Genomic DNA, 21,702 nt, shown 5'->3' on the forward strand with positions numbered 1-21,702 from the left:
CAATGACAGGAAATATATTAAGATCATAAAAAAATACATGGGTTCATTCAATCATATATTGAATTTGAAGAAAATGATATCACCATCCTGAACAACATAATTTCGTCCTTCCAGACGGATTTTTCCTGCATCCCGGAGAGCGGTTTCTGAAGAGTACTGGAGCATGTCTTTGTAGTGATACACCTCCGTTTTGATGAATCCTTTCTCAAAATCGGTGTGAATTTCTCCCGCCGCTTTTGGAGCTGTGGTCCCTTTTCTGATTGTCCAGGCCCGAACTTCCTTTGGACTGCCGGTGAAAAATGTTTCCAGATCCAGCAGGCTGTAGGCGGCATGGATAAGTTTGTGGAGACCAATCTCAAATAAATTGTACTCTCTGAGGTATTCCGCCTGTTCAGTGGGCTCGAGGAACGCCAATTCCTGTTCCAGTATTCCGCAGAGGCGGATGGCAATATTGTTATCTCTTTCAGCAAAGTTGAACAGGGCTTGTGTCTGTTCACTCCGCTGAGTAGATGCGATTTCATTTTCATCCACGTTGACCACATATAGGGTGCGCTTTTGTGTCAGAAGATGAAGCTGTTGTATGATTAACACTTCTTCAGGCGTACAATCTAATATTCGCGCCATCTTCCCGGCGTTACAATGTTCCGATAGTCGGGTCAGGAGATCCAGCTCTATCTTATGTTGTTTGTCACCAGACTTAGCTTCCTTAGCGGCTTTCTCGATCCTACGTTCAATGGTTTCCAAATCTCTCATGAGAAGCTCTGTTTCTATCAGTTCAGCATCTCTCACCAGATCGAGACTTCCTTCCACGTGGGTGATGTTTTGATCATTGAAACATCTCACCACGTGAATGATAGCCTCAACCTGCCGGATCTGCCCCAGAAAGTGGTTGCCAAGCCCTTCACCCTCACTTGCTCCTCGCACCAAGCCAGCGATATCCACAAACTCAACTGTTGCAGGTGTGATTTTCTCCGGGTGGAAAAAGGCGGTGATTTTTTCTAGGCGGGAATCAGGGAGAGGCACCACTCCAACATTCGGATCCACAGTACAAAAAGGGTAATTCTCAGCTGGCACAGTCGAAGCTGTCAACGCATTGAAGATAGTAGACTTCCCCACATTGGGAAGGCCTATTATGCCGCACTGGAGTGGCACTTAGACTTTACTGAATACCAGAGAGCAGTTGGTGCCACCGAAACCGAAACTGTTAGACATTACATGATTTAGATTGTGATTGTTCATAGGCTCAAGTACGATCGGATAACTCTCTGCTTCAGGGTCGAGGTTTTCAATATTTTCGGAAGGGCAGATAAAATCGTTGTCCATCATGAGAATACAGTAGATCGATTCATGAACACTGGCAGCGCCGAGAGAATGGCCCGTAAGTGACTTGGTGGAACTAATGTGTGGCAGTTGACCGTTGCCATTGAAAACATTTTTAATGGCCACAAGCTCCGTGATATCACCGGCAGGGGTTGATGTGCCGTGTGCGTTCAAATAATCGATGGGGCCATCTACGGTTTCTAAAGCCATTTTCATGCAACGTTCCGCCCCTTCGCCGGATGGCCGAACCATATCATTCCCATCAGAGCTGATGCCGTAACCGGTCACTTCACAGTAGATCTTAGCACCTCTCGCTTTCGCCCGTTCATACTCCTCAAGGACTATGGTCCCACCACCTCCAGAGACCACAAATCCGTCTCTGTCGCGGTCATAGGCGCGGCTGGCTGACTGAGGCTTATCATTGAAGTTAGAACTCAGGGCCCCCATTGAATCGAAGGCGATAGAGACTATCCAGCTCACCTCATCACCACCACCGATAAACATAAGATCCTGTTCATCGGACTGTATCAACTGGTAGGCGTTGCCGAGACAGTGGCCGCTGGTGGCGCATGCTGAGCTGAGGGTATAACTGTAGCCTCTCACCTTGAAAGCGGTGGCGAGATTGGCAGCGTTGCAGCTGGACATAATTTTTGGGACGTAGAAGGGGGCCACCTTCTTGGCGCCTTTGTTACGCAAAGTGTCAGCCATTTCCACAATAGGCAGACCGCTAGCAACGCCTGATCCGATGATGAGCCCTGTTTTTTCGCTGGTCAAATCATCCTCAGTGAGACCCGCATCTTCTATGGATTCTGCCATAGAGATATAGCTGTAGGCTGAACCATCTCCCATGAACCTGAGGTGCTTGCGTGGCACCAGTTCCTTGATAACTGCCGTAACTGTACCGCAGACGTGAGAACGGAATCCCAAATCAGCGTATTCCTGATGAAATTCGATGCCGCTTTTTTGATTTTGAAGGGATTGCAACACCTCATGGCGATTGTTACCTATGCTTGAGACAATCCCGAGCCCTGTCACAACGATTCTTCTCATTATTTAGAAGGGTTCAGTCTCTCCTTTGGGAGAAGGATAAACGAGATTTTCGAAAAACCCCACTTTAATATTCTTTGCAAAATAGATTGTCTTGTTGGCTACTTCTACTGTTGCATCAGCCAGGACCATCCAGATCGGTTTTGAGATGATTTTCTTGATGTCTAATTGGTAAATAACTTTCTTATGGTGAGGACGAATCTGGCCTTTGAATTTCACTTCACCACAACCCAAAGCACGGCCCTTGCCAGTTCCACCGATCCACGATATGAAAAAACCAGTGAGTTGCCAAAGGGCATCCAGTCCAAGACAACCGGGCATGACGGGGTCGTCTTTGAAATGACATTCAAAAAACCATTTATTAGGATGGATATCCATCTCCGCAAGGACCAACCCCTTATTGAATTTTCCGCCCTTCTCAGTGATTTTCATGATGCGGTCCACCATGAGCATGGGAGGGAGAGGAAGCTTCCCTCTTTCAGAACCGAGCAGACCGCCCGCAAAATCCATCAATTCTGTTTTGTTGTAACTTTCTTTCTTCTCCATAAACTTTTTATATCTCGAATCTATACGAGTTGCAAGTTTACGTTCATTTTGATTTTTTACCTATGGTGGCTTACCCTTTTGAGCGGGGGTTGTTTTGGAATAAATTGCCTCGGTCAGTAAAGGAGTTAAGCAATGAAACAGTGGGTATTAATCTTGGGGTGTTCCACAGGTCATGGCGGAGCCACCACCCGGAAACTAGCGGAAGACGGTTACGGTATTATCGGCTTTCACTTTGATCGGGGGGATATCAAAAAAGAAGCCAAATCGTTTTGCGAAGACTTGAAAGGACTTAACGACGGCCGCACCCACTTTTTTAATAAAAATGCAGCCGATAGCAAAGTGATGGATGAATTTATTCCTCAGATTAAAGGTATTACCAGTGGCCAACCGCTGAAACTGTTGCTTCATTCCATTGCTTTCGGCACAACCACCAATTTTTTCGGTGAGCGTCCAGTAACCCAAAAACAGATGGATATGACGGTACATGTCATGGGGACTTCACTGCTGTACTGGGTCCAGAAATTGTTTGATGCCGACCTCTTGGGTAATGGTTCCAGAATACTGGGCCTCACCTCTGAAGGTAATTATCTTTGCATGGATGGATATGGCCCCGTTAGTGTAGCCAAGGTTGCGTTGGAGAGTATTACTCGACAGATAGGGTGGGAATTGGGCCAGCACGGCATTACCGCCAACTGTATCCAAGCGGGCGTTACGCCAACGCGAGCACTCACAAAGATCAGTGAGAACTGGGAAGAGTGGATAGAGAAAACGAAAAAGCGTAATCCCATGGGCAGAACCACAGAGCCTGAGGATGTTGCCAATGTTGTTCACCTCATGCTCCAGCCGGGTGCTGATTTCATCAACTGTTCCATCGTTTACACAGATGGAGGGGAGCACCGGTCGGGCATATTTGTCTGATACCACCGTGGATTTAACGAATCCTCATTACAGAAACACCGTGATACTTTGGACTGTAGCGGCGCAGCTTTTCCTGAGTTCATGCGGTGGTAAAGATCCAACAGGAAATAACCCCTCAGTTACAGATTTTTCCCTGGAGGATCTAAACCCCAATTCCTCAACCTACCGACAGATAATAGGTCCTTCCACTTATGAGGGGAGTGTCTCAGGCTACTATTTTGGGGACCAGGGGTGAGGCACCTGTCGACACCGGTTCGGTGTCTTGAATGACCTTTTATTAGAGCTCCGGTCCGAAGGGATAAACGATGTTTATATATTGGGTATCAACGGCATCGATTATGAAGACAAATCGCTTGCGGGCATGATTAACGGAAGGATTTTGCCTTGGGCACAGGACAATGCAGATCAACGCGTTTGGGAATCGTGGAAGGTGTTTATACGTGATTTATTTGTTCTGGACAGAGACGGACATGTTGTGGAAGTGGTGAATCTTACATCATTCAATCCTGATCCGTCCCAGAATGACGGTGAGAATTACCGCGCCATCAAGAATTTATTGTTAGGCGCGAGAGACCAATAATCTTGCAAGTTATTGATCTCCTCCAAGATCTGGACCATCCGGCTATCTTTTACCTTATGCGGTTTGTCTCTTTGCTGGGTGACGATATTTTCTATGTTGTGCTGTTTCCCACCATTTTTTGGTTCTGGAAACGATCCAAGGCAGTCAGGCTCACGGTTCTTCTTTGTACCAGCATATATATCAACTTTGTTTTGAAGGAGGCATTTCAGCTTCCTCGTCCGGAGAATGTTGGGTTTATTGAGGCTGACGGGTTCTCTTTCCCCAGTGGGCATGCCCAGCATGCTGTGGTGCTGTGGGGATACTTGGCATGGACTGTGAGAAAGCACTTTGCATTTGCCAGTTTTACGTCTTTTTTCATTGGCCTTTCTCGCCTTTATCTCGGTGTACACTGGCCCGGTGACGTTGTAGGCGGTTGGGTAATCGGTGCGACTTTACTCGTGTTGTTCATATTATTAAGTGGGAAAATAGACCGAAGCCGGTATTCTTTGTCAGCGCCGCCTGTCGCGGGAATTCTGCTGGTAGTGACTCTCTGGCTTGGTCTTTTCTCTTCTGTCACTTATTCAGGTATTGTCATGGGAGCTTTGCTCGGGTTGATAGCTGGGGCTACCGCTGCGAATTATGTGAACATTCCATCTTTTTCTCGCTCCACGATTGCCGGGGCAATGGTGGTGACAATCGGTGCCGCCGGGCTCTACGGGATCTACCGTGTTGTATCATCTCTGAGGGATGGTGGAGAGGGAGCTCTATTCACCGTTTTAGCGGTTATCGGATTCTGGATCAGCCTCGGCGCACCGTGGCTTTCTGGAAAGGTTGTTGAGATTATTGGGTTGGAAGTTGCTGGAGAAGAAACGGATTAAGTGTCCGTTTCTATGTTGAGTCTTTCCAAGCCCCGACGCTTTTTGAGAAGTTCCACCATTTCATAGTTTTCATTTGTAGGCCACATATCAAATGTGGTTTCAGCTTCCTTCAGAGCGTAGTCGTACCACCCTTTTTTGGAATAAGCTATGGCGAGATTGTAGTGGGCTTTGGCAGCCATATCCAACTCTTCTCGGTTCATTATGCGTACCTCAATAGGGTAGAGGCGGATTGCTTCACGGTATTCCAGGATAGCGTCATCTACCAACCCTTTCTGGTAATACCAATTGCCCAAATTGAAATGACGCTGGGGCTCATCTTTGCATCCCAATGCAAGTAGACAAAGAACTATAAAGAAAATACTTCTGGAGCGTTTTAACATATTCAGACTTGAGCTTACGGTAATTTAGAAGATGACGAAGACTAAGAACAACCAAAAATATGAATGCTATATGATCGTCTCTAGCGGAGCAAATTTAGTTCTTACGGTTTTTGGTTCTTTGGTAAAAAAGGCTAGTGATAGAGTGCCTAGAAAAATGAAGAAGCCAAGACCCACAAGGACTGATGCGATTCCGTGACTGGGGATGAAAATCCCGGACAGAATGATAAATGTGACGACGAATGGCGCTGTGAGGCTGTCCGTCAGTGCAAAATAGATTTTCTTATCGCCTTCATCGCCGGCGAATTCGTAAATGAGACTCATGGCTGTTGTGAGAAAACCGCCTTGCCCTATACCAAGGAAGACGAATATGAAATAGGTCTGCATCATGGTGTTCGCATTCAGTGCTGTAACCATTGCGGCAAGGTAACTGATGAATACAAGCACCAAAGCATGTTTGTGCCCCGCTTTATCTCCGATTTTTCCCATGGTGAAGCTGGAAAATCCTGAAAGCAAAACAGTGATGGCTATAAAAATTCCAGCTTCACTCACATTGAATTGGAGTTTCTCATGGGCATACACAACATAGAGGGATATAGCCGGATAGTTTGCTGCCAGCAAGATGCGGCTGAACAGATAGCGTCTGTAGTTGCCGTCTGTTTTGAGTACATGTTTCAACTGATTGCGAAACAACCTGAAATTCCTGTTGGGTTTCTTGCTCTTTTTTGGTTTTAGCCGGTAGCCGACAAATAGCACCACTGCCGCCATGATACAGGCAGAATATATAAGGAAACCGTATCCAAAATTGGAGGGGAAGGGTACCGATTCTAACAGTTTCTTTACAGCAAACCCGCCTAAAAATCCTGCACCGTTAGTTATAGCAAAGGAAATACCAAAGAATTCACCTCTCCGTTCCGACAGATGAACAAGTTCAAGGAAATCTACCCAAATGGGGAACACTACTCCAACCCCAAGTGAGAATAAGACGAAACATCCAAAGTAAATAGCCCAGGCGTTAGGGCCAGTAGGGGCTAGAAAACCAAAAATAAAACCTGCCAACATTATAGGTGGGATCATGACGGAGTGTGCCAAAATTATCCCTTTTTTTACATTTTGAATCCGTTGACCGATGAAGGCCATGGTAATCTGAGGTATTGCAGCGCAGGCGGTAAATACACCAGCAGCTGAGCCTATTACAATTGGAGGTGCGTCTAGCAGTTTGAGAAAAAGTGGAACCACGGCATAAGTAGAATGAAAAGCAATCCCGAATCCCCAGAACCCTTCATGTATAGCGTTTAAAATGAGGTTATGCTTATGATCTCGGAGACTGAACCCCTGGTCGGTCATGAAGTACTGTTTTTCTGTTGCCTGGAGAGAACGACTGAAGCTCCTACAAGCAACAGTGCTCCCATAAACTGTTCCGGCATGAGTGTTCTTTCCCGGATGAACAGATCAATTAGCATTGCTGACAGTGGCCAGAACAGTTCATAGATGGTGGCATGTGTTGCGAGAACGTGCTTTAATCCGTAATAATAAATAAACAGGGCAACTGTTCCTGTGGATAGAACGATGGTCAAAATGATGAGCCATTCGGTTTGGCTCAAACTTATGCTGATAAGTGGGTTGCCCATAAAGAGTATAACTACAACCACTATGAAAGTGGTTATCCAAAGCCTGAGTCCGGTCAGTACAAAAAAGGAGAGATGTTGCAAAGCGTGCTTTCCCAGCACTGTGGAACTTCCCCAGGCAAAAGCGGCACAGAGTGCCATAAGACTGGCGATGAGTGTCTCATTATCCAATGCCAGTATGGATAGGCCGTTATCAAATGTTACAAAGTACCCTCCTGCTATAGCAGCCACAGCACACAAAAGATAGTTTTTTGTCAGAGGCTCACGCAGAACAACAGCAGCGAGGCCAATAGCAAAGAAGGGCTGGAATTTTTGCAGTAGCACAACCACAGAAAGATCGATGTAATTCAAATAACTCAGGGCTTTGGTATAGAAAAAAGTGCCAAGAACGCCTCCAAAAAGTGAAACCCATATCACCGAAATCCAACCACGATTGGAGAGTATTTTTACCTCTTTCCAGCCTTTAAGAAGAAGGGGAGTAAGTAACAAAGCGCCGAAAAAATGTTCAAGCAGGACCACCAGAAGTGATGGGACCTCCGATAGATTCTGACGTAAAAGACCATCAAAACTCCACAGAACCGCCGCGACCACAATGGCTGCTGGACCAAGATATTTTATGTTTCCCATTGAGGTCAATTTACCATATTTTTGTTACGGAGACTCAGTACCTTGAATGTTCCTGAAATCACAGTAACAGAAGTTCATACTATGCAGAAAAAGGGAGATCCGTTTACTTTGTTGGACATTCGTGAGAAATGGGAAAATGATTTGGTTACCATTGAAGGATCACAATTTGTAACAATGGAGGAAGTACCTTCTAAACTTTCAGAGTTTGAGCAGGACAAACCCATGGTTATCTACTGCCATACGGGAGTGCGTTCGGCTGCTGTTGCTGCCTATTTACTCAACCAAGGATTCTTGGATGTAAAAAGTATGGTAGGCGGAATTCACGCGTGGGCCCTCCAGGTAGATCCAACTCTTTCCACTTACTAAAAGACCCCGCAAAAAGCCACCTGCGGAGCCTTTCAACTAATAACTGGTTACGTCAGGCTATCTTTCTTTAGGCCAGATTAATTTGGGGTCCTCGGAACCAATCATCACCGCCGGGATTTCCGCCTTACTTACCATTTCATTGAATTGCAACAGGTCATCCTTAAGCACTTGGTCCAGTTGAGTGTAATGACTCTCGGCCTGGGCCGCGAGGTCACCCAAGACCTGGTAGGACTGTGCGGTTGGTTTGGCGTCAACACTGGCAACAACCCTGACTAAGGCGGCAATCTTGTTATCCAGTTTAATAGGATAGTTTAATGGATCCTGCCCCGATTTTGATTTCACTTGGATCAGTTCTTCCTCAATTGTTGACAACTTTTTCGAGAGCTCTTTTCCTGCCATAGTAATATTTTCATTCTCAAAACCGGATTTTTCCATTAGATCAGCCAAGGTTTTCACCTGAGATTTAATACTTCGAATGGTGATGACTTTTTGATTGATCTCAGATGTTCTGTCCCGGATTTCCATTAAGAGCTCAAACTGATCCTGAAAATCGGCCTGTGTTGTGGCAATCCTTGGATCTTTCAGAATTCTGAAAGATTGGGACTGGGATTTTCCGTTTACGGTCATCCTCACCTGGTATTCTCCCGGCACAGCTTTAGGGCCGATGTGGGTACCGCCCCACATAACAGCATCTGGGACCTTTGTGGCATCGGGATAACGTATGTTCCAGACGAAACGGTTCATCCCTTTTTTAGTCTCAGCGGTAGGATCCGGATTCTTTTTATCTTTCTTATTGGTGAAAGTTTTGATTATATCACCATCTGATTCCAGATATTCTAGTGTGAACTCACTATCTTCATCCAGTTCTTCGGACAGGGTGTAAAATGTCATAACACCGTTGGGAGGATTGGTACCGGAGGTAGGACTTGCCCCCCCCCCCAGCCGCCTCCTCCTGGGAGGCGGTGGGTATCCCTGGGATCAAAAAGGTGTTCCTTCGCGCCGGCAACTTTACCGGAAAGCTGATAAAGGGGAGTAAGGTCATCCATAATCCAGAAAGACCGACCTTGGGTTGCCACCACCAGATCATTTTCTTTCACCAGCAAGTCTGTAACGGGAACAACGGGAAGGTTAAGTTGAAACGGTTGCCAGTTTTTTCCGTCATCAAAGGAAATATACATGCCTGTCTCAGTTCCGGCATAGAGAAGACCTTTCCTAGTCGGATCTTCCCGTATAACACGGGTAAAAGCATCTTTTGCAATACCCGAGGTGATGAGCTTCCATGATTTCCCGTAATTGGTTGTTTTGTAAAGATAGGGTTTGAAGTCATCCAGTTTGTAACGGGTTACAGCCATATAGGCAGTGGAGGGATCATGAGGGGACTGGTCAATACTGTTTACCATGCTCCATTCTGGCATGTTGCTTGGTGTAACATCTTTCCAGGCTTCCCCTCCGTTCTTGGTAATGTGGACTTTGCCATCATCCGTACCAATCCAGATGACCCCTTTTTCATAAGGTGAAGGGGTGATAACAAAAATGGTGCAGTAATATTCCACACCTGTGTCATCCTTGGTAATTGGACCACCGGACTGATCCTGCATTGAAACTGTATTGGTGGTTAAATCGGGACTTATCACCTTCCAAGATTCTCCTTCGTTTGTAGTTTTGTGAAGATACTGTGAACCAACATAAAGTGTGTTTGGATCGTGAGAATCAAATTCAATGGGGAAATTCCATTGGAAACGGTACTTCATATCTTTTACCCCATGGCCCATAGGGTTATCGGGGAAAACAGTAATATTTCGCCGCTCTCCGGTGGTGTGGTTGTACCGGGTCAAGAAACCGCTGTAAGACCCGGCATAAACAATATTAGAATTTTTCGGGTGGGGAGCTACGTGGGCACTTTCTCCGCCGCCAACGGAGAAATAGTCTCGTTCTGTAATTCCGCCTCCCATGGTTCTGGAGGCGATAGCAACGGTGCTGTTATCCTGCTGTCCAGCATAAACCCGGTAGGGAAAATGGTTATCCACATCGGCGCGGTAAAACTGGGCCGTGGGCTGGTTGTGGTAGGTGCTCCAGGTCGCACCCGCATCAAAAGAGATTTGACAGCCGCCGTCATCGGCAATGATGAGATGCTGGGCATCCAGGGGATCAACCCACAGATCATGGTGGTCACCGTGGGGGGTCCGAATTGAATTGAATGTTTTACCCCCATCTTTGGAGCGCCAGAACCGGACATTTAGCACATAAAGAACATCCTCGCTTTGTGTGTCGGCATAAATCCGGGTGTAGTACCAAGCCCGCTGTCTAAGGTTATTGTCAGAAGTTGTTTTTGTCCAAGTTTCACCGCCATCATCAGAACGAAAAAGTCCCCCTTCCCTGTTTTCGATGAGGGCCCAGATTCGCTCCGAGTTTAAGGGAGAAATTGCCACACCGATAATTCCCACATTACCTTCTGGCAGACCTTCATTTCCGGTGATTTCAGTCCAGGTGTCTCCTCCATCCGTGGATTTCCAAAGGCCAGATCCTTCGCCACCGCTAGACAAGCTGTAAGGGGTCCGCTTTATCCGCCACATGGAAGCATAGATGATTCGCGGATTGTTGGGATCAAGAACAAGATCACAAGCACCGACCTCATCGCTGACGTACAAAACTTTTTCCCAGGTTTCGCCGCCGTTTTTACTTCTGAAAACACCTCTTTCTTTATTGGGTCCGAAAAGATGTCCCAGAGCCGAGACATAAACTAGGTCCGGATTACGGGGGTGAATCCTGATTCGGGGAATCCTCCGGCTGTCTTTTAAACCCATGTGTTTCCAGGTTTTTCCTGCATCGGTGGATTTCCAAACACCATCGCCGTGTGAAACATTCCCTCGAACGGTTACCTCACCGCCGCCGACATAAATAACGTTGGGATCCCATTCACTGACAGCCACGGCCCCAATAGAGCCACCGAAAAAACCGTCAGAAATATTCTCCCAATTGGCACCGCCACTTTTAGTTTCCCAGACGCCACCGCCAGTTCCGCCGAAATAGGCGACCCTATCATTTCCCGGAATGCCGGCCACGGCCGCTGAGCGACCTCCCCGGAAGGGGCCGATATTCCTGTATTTCAGTGCTTTGTAGAGAGATTCATCATAAGTCTCTGCTATCAGCACAGTGGCTCCGGAGGTCATCAAAAAAGTGACAGCAATTGTAACAATAGAACGGACGGACAGTTTCATACTAAACTCCTTGTCTTTATTTAACCCCACGAGATAATTGGATATAGAAGGTGAAGAGAACTGGTTAGAAAGTCAATCAGTTTTTGCCGGGGCTGCTAGGTGAGAGGACTTGGAAGGGAAGAGATAATCTTATATGGTCTTGTAAAAGTCTGTTTCCCCTTCAGATTTGGCGACTATAACAGTGCCGATACTATCACTGGTCACATTAACTACGGTGCGATACATGTCTAGCGGTCTATCAACAGCGAGCATCGTTCCCACAAGGAGGGCGGCAGTGGGGTGGTCTCCGAGCCCCACCGCATTGAGGACGATGAAGATCATAACCAGTCCTGCTGAGGGGACGGCTGCGGCGCCAACAGAAGCCAAAAAAGCGGTAATAACTACTACCATTTGAGCGGAAAAGGAAAGATCAATGCCCGGAATTGCCTGGCAGATGAAGAGAACTCCGGCACATTCATAGAGGGCGGTTCCATCCATATTTATAGTAGCTCCTAAAGGGAGGACAAAACTGGTGACCTTGTTTGAGACGCCAACATTATTTTCTATGCAATCCATTGTTACCGGAAGTGTTGCACCTGAGGAACTGGTAGAAAACGCTGTAGCCATGGCAGACATCATCGCACGACCGTGCTTCAGGGGACTTTCACCTGTGAAGAGAAACAGCAATAGAGGTAGGACAATTGCAAGGTGAAGTGTCAAGCCTGAAGCGATGGTAATCATGTACATCCCCACAGCCTTAAACAGTTCAAAGCCAGATGTGGCAACGGCATTCGAAATCAAGCCAAAGACACCGATCGGTGCAAGTCTGATAATAGCGTGGGTCAACTTCATCATGGCCTGGAAACTATTATCGAATAGATTCACCAAGAAGTCGTGAGGCTTGCCCTTGAGTTGTGTTATGGCGAAACCGAATATAATCGCAAAAAAGATCAGGCCCAGAATGTCTCCCTCAGCAGCGGCTTTCACTGGGTTTGTCGGAATCATTCTGATGAGAATACTTCCCAGGGAATCTGGCTGTTGGAGTTGAGATGGGTTGAACTCTTCCACCGTATCGGGGACTTTGGCACCGACACCGGGTTGTATGATGTTGGTGAGGACGAGACCGATAAGAATGGCAAGCATGGAACTCATTAAATAGTAACCAAACGTTTTGATTCCTACCCTCCCCAATGTCTTGGGATCGCCCAGTCCCGCCACGCCAGAGGTGATGGAGGTCAGAATGAGCGGCACAATAATCATCTTCAGAAGTCGCATAAAGATCGTTCCCAACGGTGCGGCAATGAGTGCTTTTTCGCCCAGAACAAGAGCAAAAATGGCTCCCAGCGCCATAGCAATGAAAATCTGCCAGTGGAGTTTCATAAGAGGAGACGGAATTTAATTGTCATGGTGACAATGGCAAAGGTGTTCAAACAAAGATGACTTACCGGATAATCTATACACATGGAAGTTTCGGTATAATCTTATCAATTGTGGATTGTGATAGCAATTGATAACAGATTGAACCGAGTGTCTGTAATTTTATCAGACAGTAAATTGAACCAGATCATGTTCCAACTAAGCTTCTTGGGAGGTCGAATATGAAAATGTACCGCAGAAGTTTTATCAAGATAGTATCCACTGCAGTAGGCTACTCGGCTCTGGGAACCGGCCTGGTGGCATCTTCAAGAGAACAATCCACCCCCACCCAGAAAACTTTGATATTTGATGCTATGGGAGAAATCCGTGATGTCTATCCTCGAGAATTGGTAGAGGAAATCTTAGATAGCGGTCTGAATGCCATAACAGTCACGCTCTGTGATCCTAAAACTTTTGAACATGAAGCTTTTGAAGTTGCGAAAGATGGAATCTTGCACTATGACCGTCTTATTTCAAAACATCCCGATCTATATATGAAAGCAATCAAAGTCTCAAATATCGATAAATCTCGTCAGGAAGGCAAACTTGCCATATTCTATCTGTTCCAAAATTCTACACAGTTTGGCCGTGACTTGGACTTAGTCGAAATGTTTTATGAACAAGGTGTTCGTTCAACCCAAATAACCTACAATTTTCAAAATTGGGCAGGCGCTGGATGTAAAGAAAGGACAGGCGCTGGTTTGACCTATTTTGGACTTGAGCTTGTTGAAAAAATGAATGAAGTTGGTATGTTGATCGACCTTTCTCACGCCAATATGCAAACCATGTCTGATACGATTGATGCGTCTAAAGTACCGGTCATCATCTCACATACAGCCTGTGAGGCAGTGTATAATAATGTCAGAAACACCACGGATGAAAATCTAAGATTTGTTGCAAAGAAGGGTGGTGTAATTGGCATATGTCAGATCAGACCGTTTGTGACAAATATTAGGAAAGGAGCTTTTGAACATTATTTAAATCATATTGAACATGCCATCAAAGTCGCCGGGATTGACCATGTAAGTATTGGCAGTGATCGTGATCACCGTGTAATTGAAATGTCTGATGAATATATCGCTGAACTTAAACGGGAAGAAGGCAGCAATTTCGATGCAAGCCACTGGCCTCTTTTCATGGATGAACTTAACGGCCCTCGGCGCATGGAAGTGATTTGGGATGGTCTCAAAAAAAGAGGTCTTTCCGAACGTGAACGTGAAAAAGTTATGGGATTAAATAACTATAGGATCTACAAAGAAGTAATCGGATGAATCACAAATGCGTCTAGGCACACCGGGTGTTCCTCAGCCCCGGGTCTTGCTCTCAACCATAGTCCGCTCTAACTTCAAAGTTTCTTCACCGTGACAGTAATCTTTTGAGTTGGATCAAGAACATATTCTTCTTCCAGTTGCTTTACTGGATGACCGCTGTCTCGGCGCAGACGAGCATTGCTGATAGCCTCTTGACATCCTTGGCTTGTGGGAATTGCCATCTCGGTGTAAGGCAAAATCCGGAGATCAGGGAAATGACGCCAGATTTAAGCAGTGCAGGACTTAGGTATCGGCCGGCCTATATCTACAAATTCCTCCAACATCCTATACAGGTCCGGCACAATATTGGTGCGGCACGCATGCCAGGATTTCATTTTGATGAAAGGGAGGCTCTCGCCGTGACGCTTTTTCTCATGGAGCAGAAAAAAGATGTGAACTTGGCTGGCCTTCCAAAAAGTTTAGTTTCTACTAGTCAACTGGACGCTGAACGGCTGATTGAGGAGGAGCTTGAGTGTACGCGCTGCCACGGTTTGAACGGGCAAGGTAATAATACATCCACCGATCTCACCGATGCCGGGGCAAGACTAAACAAAGAGTGGCTGAAAAATTACCTTGTGGCACCGCGGCTTTTTGATGGTGATGACACGGCCATGCCTAGTTTCTTCTATCAAGTCGATGCATCTACCAAAAACTACAAACCTGTCACACCTGATGCATCTGCACGAATTGATGCTGTTGTCGCTTATTTCATGGCACTTACCGCAGATGAAGCAGGAGAAGGAGAAAAGCAATTCTCCGCCACCCGCCATCGGTATCCAGAGATAACTGCTGAAACCGGCCGCAATATTTTCCAGTCCCAGAACTGCCAGGTTTGCCATACTCTTGATGGTTTGGAGCCATGGTTTGAGCGCAACGGTCCCGATCTGTCTATCGAGTCACAGCGGGTTCGGCGAGAATGGTTGGCCAGTTATATGTCAGAGCCTCATGCTGTGCGGCCGTTCGGTTATTTCCCGGGCTCCGGCAGTCGCATGCCCAACTACAGGTTAACCGATAATGAAGCGGAAGCATTGACAGAACATTTTGTGAAAAAGAGGAGAAGTGGCTCAACAACTTCACCTGATAAACTCTCAGCATTTTCACAACAAAAGGCGGTGTTGCTCCTTCAGGAAAAGCTGTCATGCCTAGGGTGCCATCGCTTGGGTGACCTGGGTGGCAAGATTGGTCCCGATCTCACCAACGCTGCTAGCCGCTTGAAGGCACCTTTCGTAGATATGATGATTCTTAATCCTAGGATGCTGGTTCCTGAGTCTATCATGCCGAAAGTACCGTTGCCATCGAAGACAGCGAGACTCATCGGGAACTATCTAAAAGGTGCAGAATCCCGGTCCGAAAATCCTTCTTATCTTTCCCTCATTGATCACGAACCCTATAATCCCAAGGGAAGTTTATACCGGGAATTCTGCTCCGTTTGTCACGGCCTCACCGGCGGCGGTGACGGCTTTAATGCGCGGTATCTTCCCAAGACTCCCATTTCACATTCCGATCCAATCCTTATGAGTGAGCGGCCGGATGACACTTTGTATGATGGTATCCACGCTGGCGGTGCTGTTTTGAACAGGCACCACTTCATGCCGCCGTGGGGAGAGACACTTGCACCTCATGATATGCAAAGTCTGGTGGAAGAAATACGGAAGTTTTGTCAATGCCAAGGACCGGAGTGGTCGGAGTTACAGTGAGCCAGTTCTTCCGGTCAGTGTTCATCGTTCTTATCCTTTTTGATCTGGCTTTATCACAGGCTTACCGCCCTTTTCCTCCCGTTAAGGCGACAGAGAGCACCCAGGTTGAATTCGAGGATTTTGTGGGTTCAAAAGTGTGCGGCGAATGCCATGATGCTGTTTATGATGAATGGCGCCAATCTACCCATGGTCAGGCAGGAGGTGCGCCTTCGGAGGAGATGGTCATCGGACGATTTGATGGACAACCGCGGCGCTATGCTGATGCTACAGTAACACCGCTACGTGATGAAAAAGGAGATTACAGGTTCATTGTGGATTGGATGGGAGGGAAGAAAGATATCAAGGTGGACGGTGTTGTAGGGAAGGGACATATGATAGGTGGCGGTACTCAGACCTACTTTTCGCGGTTTTCTGACGGGACCATGCGGCTGCTTCCCTTCGATTTCCATCGTGGCGACAGTATCTGGTTCAGTGAAACGTCCACTGGGCAAGGGTGGGTCCCTATATCAGAAGATCTTTCCATGTTGAGTCTCAGCGAGTGGCCGCCGAACCGCCCACTAGGTACAAAAGCGCAAGCTCAAAATTGCCAGCAGTGCCACGGGAGCCAGATCGAGCTGACGTTCGATTATAGCAAGAAGCAATATCAGACCCGTTTCATGAGTCTTAACATCAACTGCGAATCGTGCCACGGCCCTGGCCGGCGCCATGTGGAAATCGTACGAAAATCGAATTGGGAATCCCGTAATGACATTGGTCTAACGAGCTTGTCAACACTTGCGAAAGATGAAGCGTTGAATGTCTGTTTTCAGTGTCATGCTTTAAAAGATCAAATCACCACGGGCTATCTGCCCGGTGAAGACTTGGAGGCACACTATTCACTGAAGTTCCCCGTACTTGGGCAGACGCGGTACTATCCCGACGGTCGTGTCCGTGCCTTTGGATATCAGCAGAATCACATCTTCAGCGACTGTTACCTTAACGGCTCCATGGCCTGCGGCGACTGTCACAGTCCTCATTCACTTTCATACAGGGACATTAACGGACGATTATTGGAGGGGAGATTTGATAACGGTCAATGTACCTCCTGCCACGCTTCGAAAGCACTGGACGTTAAGGTTCACACATTTCATCCGGAATCGTCTGAAGGGAGCCGCTGCACATCCTGCCATATGCCGTACCTTCAGCATAAGGCCATAGGTACACGGTTGCGGTACGCCAGGTCTGATCACACTGTAAGTATCCCGAGGCCTGTGTTTGATGATCTGCTGGGGGTTGAAAATGCCTGTTCGCAGTGTCACGGCGATATGGGAATATCAGTCCTCCAGCGGACTGTAGACAGGTGGTACGGGGAAGTTAAGCCTCACAAGCGGCTGGTGATGGAACTGATGAAAAATATCAATGAGACGAGATCGTCATTATCTGCTGACCTTGTAGGTTCGCCGGAAGATCCACCTGCCATGACATTCGCTGCTCTTTCCCATATCTTTGAAAATCAGCTAAAACCTGATATGAAAACTGTCTCGCCTGAAGTCATAAAGAAGCTAAAATCATTAACCTCCTCAACTGACCTGGATGTTAAGGCCTTGGCTTTGGCATCAATTCATCTCGTCAAAGGATCAGATGATGAAACACGAAGATTTCTGGAAAAGCAAATTTCAATACTTGGGACAGATGAAAAGAAGGTGCGGGACCGGTGGGCCTTGTCACTCGCATTTCTTGGGGATTTGTCTAATACACATTCCGGTAGTTACCGAGAAAAAAGGAAGTTTGAAAATTCAGTCACTGCTTACCGCAAGTCTTTGGAAGTTAGTCCCGATGATGCCGTCACGCTGCAAATGTTGGCTCTGATATTCCAGCAAAACAGTGATAATCAAAAGGCGGAACAGACATTCAAGCTGGCATTGAAAAAAGACCCCAATGACTGGACCCTTTGGGTTAATTACGGTAACCTCCTCTGGAACCAGGAGAAAAGGGGTGAGGCGGCTGAGGCCTATGAACAGTCCATTGATATTAACCCGCATTATTCCTTGGGTCAGTTCAATATGGGGAACGTCTTTTACGGCAAGGGCGATTATAAGCAGGCCCGCTATCATTATGAGCAGGCTGTAGAACTAGACCCCTCCATTGCTCTGGCACACTTTTATCTGGCCAGAGCCTATCTGAAGCTTAAGCTGGGGGAGAAAGCTCTGGCATCCGTAGAGAGAGCAGTTATTCTGGATCCCAGTCATGAGAATTCCAGAATGATGCGGAAGGACTTAAGATCAATACTGGGTAAGTAGTCTCCATAAAGAGTGAATACATTTAACTCATTGAAAAAAGAAATTATACTTTTTCAAAAGTGTCTGGTTATTTTACGAAACATTGTTTTTGTTGTGATGTTTTTTGAACTGCACGCCCAACCTTTTGCACAATCGTTTAACTTGAAGGGTCAATTCTGGGGTAGCGGTTTAACCAGTGATGACCCGGCTGAAGATCAGTCTTCTATTGAAACACAACTGGGATATATTCCAACCCTTTCTCTGCTCAGCCATTTGTCCGGTGAACGGCTGTTGGATATGGAGTGGGCCTATCGTGTGAGCAGGGCTTACTCAGGGGAGGCTCTCCTGACCAGTGCTGAAAAGCCCTATCGGGGGTGGGTAAGATATTCAACTCGGCGCGTTGAGGCCCGCCTTGGTCTGCAAAAGATCGCCTTTGGCCCGGCCCAGTTTCTGCGACCAACATCCTGGTTTGACACCATCGATCTTCGGGACCCTACGGGTCAAACTGATGGGGTAGAGGCTTTCAGGTTAAGGCTATTTCCGGTAAGTTCACTGGCGTTCTGGGGTTGGTTTATCAATAGTGAAATGGACACCCTTTCTTACGGGGGGAGAGCTGAACTATCCGTAGCTTCAGGGGACTGGGGTATAACCTTACATCAGGACCCGACAAAAAGTCCGCAACAGGTAGGGCTGTTTCCTGTGGTCATGCCTGGGCCCCACAAACGTGCCGCCATCGATTATCGTTATGACGGCTTCATGGGCTTCTGGTTTGAAGGAGCTTCACTTTTCTCCGATGATGATGATTATCCAGGTTTTAATCGGTACACTCTATCCACCCTGGGTGGTGATTTTACTCTGCCCGTGGGTAACGGCATATTGATCATGACTGAATCCATGCAAATTAAAGGAAAATCATCTCAAAATTCGGACAGTTATGACCAGACCTATACGGTCTTTATGGCCAGCATGCCCATGGGTCTTCTTCACCAGGTCATGGCCATAACTCAGATAGACTGGAAGAGTGAACGAGCGTACTATTATTTCCGCTGGGGGATTACTTATGATTATCTCAGTATAAACTTTTTATTATCCGCGAACCCAAGAAGGGTCGACTATGTTTTTCAGGAAGAGTATCTTCCGCCCAGTTTGGCCGGTTTTGGGAACGGTATACAGTTCATGCTTATCTACAACCACTAGGAAGGAAAAGATGGAAAACAACTGTGTTATAATGATAAAAAATCTAGTCAAGCGGTTTCCTGTAGGTGCTGATTTCTTCACCGCTCTGAAGGATGTGAACCTGACCTTGAACACAGGTGAATTCATGGGTCTGGTGGGACCCTCTGGCTCAGGCAAAACGACACTACTTAATATTATTGGTGGCCTTGATTCAGCAAGTGAAGGTGAAGTGGCTGTTCTGGGTAAACCATTGGGTAACACTTCCCACGGTGAGCGGGCCCGCCTGCGCCGTACACATATGGGTTTTATCTTCCAACATTATAATCTTCTTCCTGTCTACACCGTTTTTGAGAATGTTGAACTGCCCCTGATTCTGAACAAGGTGGATCCCAAGGAACGGGCAAATACAGTCACCCAGGCTATAGAATGGGTTGGCCTGAGTGATAAGCGTGATTCCCGCCCGGCCATGCTCAGCGGAGGTGAATGCCAGCGGACAGCAATTGCCAGGGCCATTGTTCACCGGCCAACACTTGTTCTGGCAGATGAACCCACGGCCAATCTGGATGCTGAGAATTCGCATCATATCATGGAGATTATGGTGGGCTTAAATAAAGAACTTACCACCACTTTCGTCTTTGCCACCCATGATGAAAAGATTATGGCCTACCTGCGGCGCATTATTTATCTGGATGATGGTCAAATAACGGAAGATAAAAAAAACGATAATCCACAGGCAGGTGAATAGGGATGCTTTTTAAAATTGCACTGAAAAACCTCCTGGGCGCCAGGCTTCGCACCTTTCTGAATGTTCTTGTGACCGCTTTTTCATTTTTCCTGATCCTGTTCATGTCGGCCATGTACAATGGTATGCTGGAACACGCAAAACAGGTTACCATGGATACGGAGATCGCCGGCGGCGCCTACTGGCACCCGGAATATGACCCTCTGGATCCCATGACCTTTGAAGAGGCTCACTCTGCTTTGCCCGGGGTTCTGCAATCACTGGTGGATCAGAAAAAAGCGTTCCCGGTTTTGGTAAGCCAGGCTTCCATCTATCCGGGCGGCCGCATTATGCCGGCCATCATGAAGGGCATTCCACCAGATCAGAACATTGTTAACATGCCAACAGACGCGCTGGCCGGGCATGATGATATTGCCATACCAGTACTGATCGGGAAAGGAATGGCCAGCAATACCAAGCTAAATGTAGGGGATTCGTTTACCATTCGGTGGCTGGATACGGACCGCACCTATGATGCCGATGAAGGGACCGTTGTGCATATTATGGATACGGAGAATTTCAAGCTGGATATGGGCCATATTTGGATACCTCTGGAAAAGGCACAGACCATGCTGGCCATGGAAGAAGAGGCCACCTATGTGACTTATGAAAAAGGACTTCCATCGGTTCAAGACAAAAATGACTGGATCCCTCGTGATATCAACTACCTGGTGCAGGACATGGAGGCCATCATCGCAGCGGACAAACCGGGAGCTCAGATCATGTATATAATTCTCTTGGCTCTGGCGGCCATGGGCATTTTTAATGCCCAGGTATTGTCTATCTTTCACCGGGGAAGAGAAATTGGTACACTTATGGCTATCGGGATGACACGTCCCCGGGTGGTGGGACTTTTTACCCTGGAAGGTGGCCTCAATGCGGTGCTGGCCGCTGTGGCAACATTGATTTTCTTCGGTCCCGTACTCTGGTATTTTGGTGTGTATGGGATTCCCCTGCCCATTGATTACACGGAAATGGGCATGATTGTGGCCAAACGTCTGATTCCGGTTTATACCATCGGACTTGTTGTATCAACCACTATCCTGGTATCTATCATTGTACTCATAGTGAGCTACTTGCCTTCACGGCGAATTGCCCGCATGAAACCTACTGATGCCTTGCGGGGAAAGGCGGTGGCATGATCAAGTTTTTGACCAAAGGATTGCTCCGGGATCGTTCCCGAAGTCTGTTCCCCGTTTTGGTTATTACTCTCACCGTTGCTTTGGTTGTTTTCGCAATCGGCTTTATGAGAGGTACGATGAACAGTTTATTTCTTGATACGGCCGTCATATTAACAGGCCATGAAAAAATTGTCACCCGCGCTTATAATGAAGAAAGCCAGCTTATGCCTAATGACCTAGCGTTGCTGGATGCGGACCAGTTGATTCATGACCTGAACCAGGATTATCCCGATTTTTTCTGGACACCCCGGATAACCTTCGCCGGCCTTTTGGATATTCCAGATGAGAACGGAGAGACCCAGTCCCAAGGGCCTGTCATTGCATTGGGAATCGATCTATTGTCAACGGATTCCCGTCAAGCAGAAATCTGGGAGATGGACAGGGTGCTTGTGGAGGGCAGTCTTCCTCAAAACAGGGATG

Annotated in this window: 19 protein-coding genes and 1 pseudogene; 12 read left to right on the forward strand and 8 right to left on the reverse strand. The window is 47.0% G+C overall.

Annotated elements, in window-relative coordinates; translation table 11 throughout:
- Positions 1-51 precede the first annotated feature (51 nt).
- The 3 genes from ychF to fabA are packed head-to-tail and all read right to left on the reverse strand — an operon-like array spanning position 52 to position 2,913.
- Positions 52-1,152, reverse strand: a complete 1,101-nt coding sequence (ychF, locus tag EYO21_09735; protein ID HIB04086.1) for a redox-regulated ATPase YchF — start codon at positions 1,150-1,152, stop codon at positions 52-54.
- Positions 1,153-2,370, reverse strand: a complete 1,218-nt coding sequence (locus tag EYO21_09740) for a beta-ketoacyl-ACP synthase I (GenBank protein ID HIB04087.1) — start codon at positions 2,368-2,370, stop codon at positions 1,153-1,155.
- A gap of 3 nt (positions 2,371-2,373) precedes the next feature.
- Complete coding sequence (gene fabA / locus EYO21_09745; protein HIB04088.1) at positions 2,374-2,913, reverse strand: bifunctional 3-hydroxydecanoyl-ACP dehydratase/trans-2-decenoyl-ACP isomerase; 540 nt, start codon at positions 2,911-2,913, stop codon at positions 2,374-2,376.
- Between the two features lie 132 nt (positions 2,914-3,045).
- Here fabA and EYO21_09750 point away from each other — a divergent pair, with 132 nt between their 5' ends.
- Genes EYO21_09750 through EYO21_09765 form a run of 4 tightly spaced genes read left to right on the forward strand, consistent with a single transcriptional unit; the run spans position 3,046 to position 5,268 of the window.
- Complete coding sequence (locus EYO21_09750) at positions 3,046-3,831, forward strand: SDR family oxidoreductase (protein HIB04089.1); 786 nt, start codon at positions 3,046-3,048, stop codon at positions 3,829-3,831.
- Entirely contained in the window at positions 3,824-4,066 is a 243-nt protein-coding gene (locus tag EYO21_09755) for a hypothetical protein (GenBank protein HIB04090.1), read from the forward strand. Before EYO21_09750 ends, EYO21_09755 begins: the two co-directional genes overlap by 8 nt.
- A 27-nt stretch (positions 4,067-4,093) precedes the next feature.
- Positions 4,094-4,411 (forward strand): hypothetical protein, encoded by a 318-nt coding sequence (locus tag EYO21_09760; GenBank protein HIB04091.1) that lies wholly within the window; start codon positions 4,094-4,096, stop codon positions 4,409-4,411.
- Between the two features lie 2 nt (positions 4,412-4,413).
- Complete coding sequence (locus tag EYO21_09765) at positions 4,414-5,268, forward strand: phosphatase PAP2 family protein (protein ID HIB04092.1); 855 nt, start codon at positions 4,414-4,416, stop codon at positions 5,266-5,268.
- On the opposite strand, the gene EYO21_09770 is transcribed toward EYO21_09765, so the two are convergent.
- From EYO21_09770 to EYO21_09780, 3 genes are all read right to left on the reverse strand, one after another.
- Positions 5,265-5,648: a tetratricopeptide repeat protein gene (locus EYO21_09770; protein ID HIB04093.1), complete on the reverse strand. Its 384-nt coding sequence runs from the start codon at positions 5,646-5,648 to the stop codon at positions 5,265-5,267. The genes EYO21_09765 and EYO21_09770 overlap by 4 nt on opposite strands.
- Before the next feature lie 66 nt (positions 5,649-5,714).
- Entirely contained in the window at positions 5,715-6,992 is a 1,278-nt protein-coding gene (locus EYO21_09775) for an MFS transporter (protein HIB04094.1), read from the reverse strand.
- Complete coding sequence (locus tag EYO21_09780) at positions 6,989-7,900, reverse strand: DMT family transporter (GenBank protein ID HIB04095.1); 912 nt, start codon at positions 7,898-7,900, stop codon at positions 6,989-6,991. Before EYO21_09780 ends, EYO21_09775 begins: the two co-directional genes overlap by 4 nt.
- 42 nt (positions 7,901-7,942) lie before the next feature.
- On the opposite strand from EYO21_09780, the gene EYO21_09785 reads away from it, so the two are divergent.
- Complete coding sequence (locus EYO21_09785) at positions 7,943-8,266, forward strand: hypothetical protein (GenBank protein HIB04096.1); 324 nt, start codon at positions 7,943-7,945, stop codon at positions 8,264-8,266.
- A 57-nt stretch (positions 8,267-8,323) separates the two neighbouring features.
- Here the strand turns inward: EYO21_09785 and EYO21_09790 are convergent.
- Together EYO21_09790 and EYO21_09795 are read right to left on the reverse strand one after the other, a co-directional pair.
- Positions 8,324-11,484: pseudogene (locus tag EYO21_09790) on the reverse strand (glycosyl hydrolase).
- A gap of 129 nt (positions 11,485-11,613) precedes the next feature.
- On the reverse strand, positions 11,614-12,843 hold the full coding sequence (locus EYO21_09795; GenBank protein ID HIB04097.1) for a dicarboxylate/amino acid:cation symporter: 1,230 nt from the start codon (positions 12,841-12,843) through the stop codon (positions 11,614-11,616).
- 218 nt (positions 12,844-13,061) lie between these two features.
- Between EYO21_09795 and EYO21_09800 the strand changes: the two genes are divergently transcribed.
- The 7 genes from EYO21_09800 to EYO21_09830 form a co-directional block, all read left to right on the forward strand.
- Positions 13,062-14,150, forward strand: a complete 1,089-nt coding sequence (locus EYO21_09800) for a hypothetical protein (protein ID HIB04098.1) — start codon at positions 13,062-13,064, stop codon at positions 14,148-14,150.
- Positions 14,151-14,254: 104 nt separating this feature from the next.
- Complete coding sequence (locus EYO21_09805; protein HIB04099.1) at positions 14,255-15,886, forward strand: c-type cytochrome; 1,632 nt, start codon at positions 14,255-14,257, stop codon at positions 15,884-15,886.
- Positions 15,853-18,165, forward strand: coding sequence for a tetratricopeptide repeat protein (locus EYO21_09810; GenBank protein HIB04100.1), 2,313 nt, complete (start codon positions 15,853-15,855; stop codon positions 18,163-18,165). Before EYO21_09805 ends, EYO21_09810 begins: the two co-directional genes overlap by 34 nt.
- Positions 18,166-18,195: 30 nt before the next feature.
- Positions 18,196-19,341 (forward strand): hypothetical protein, encoded by a 1,146-nt coding sequence (locus tag EYO21_09815; GenBank protein ID HIB04101.1) that lies wholly within the window; start codon positions 18,196-18,198, stop codon positions 19,339-19,341.
- 10 nt (positions 19,342-19,351) lie between these two features.
- Positions 19,352-20,065 carry an ABC transporter ATP-binding protein gene (locus EYO21_09820; GenBank protein ID HIB04102.1) on the forward strand — a complete coding sequence of 238 codons (714 nt, stop codon included), beginning with the start codon at positions 19,352-19,354 and terminating at the stop codon, positions 20,063-20,065.
- 2 nt (positions 20,066-20,067) lie between these two features.
- Positions 20,068-21,243, forward strand: coding sequence for an ABC transporter permease (locus EYO21_09825; protein HIB04103.1), 1,176 nt, complete (start codon positions 20,068-20,070; stop codon positions 21,241-21,243).
- Positions 21,240-21,702, forward strand: a 463-nt coding sequence (locus EYO21_09830; GenBank protein HIB04104.1) for a hypothetical protein, incomplete at its 3' end; no start/stop codon positions are given. The genes EYO21_09825 and EYO21_09830, both read left to right, overlap by 4 nt.

The organism is Candidatus Neomarinimicrobiota bacterium (assembly GCA_012964825.1).
Classification (GTDB): Bacteria; Fidelibacterota; Marinisomatia; order Marinisomatales; family S15-B10; genus UBA2125.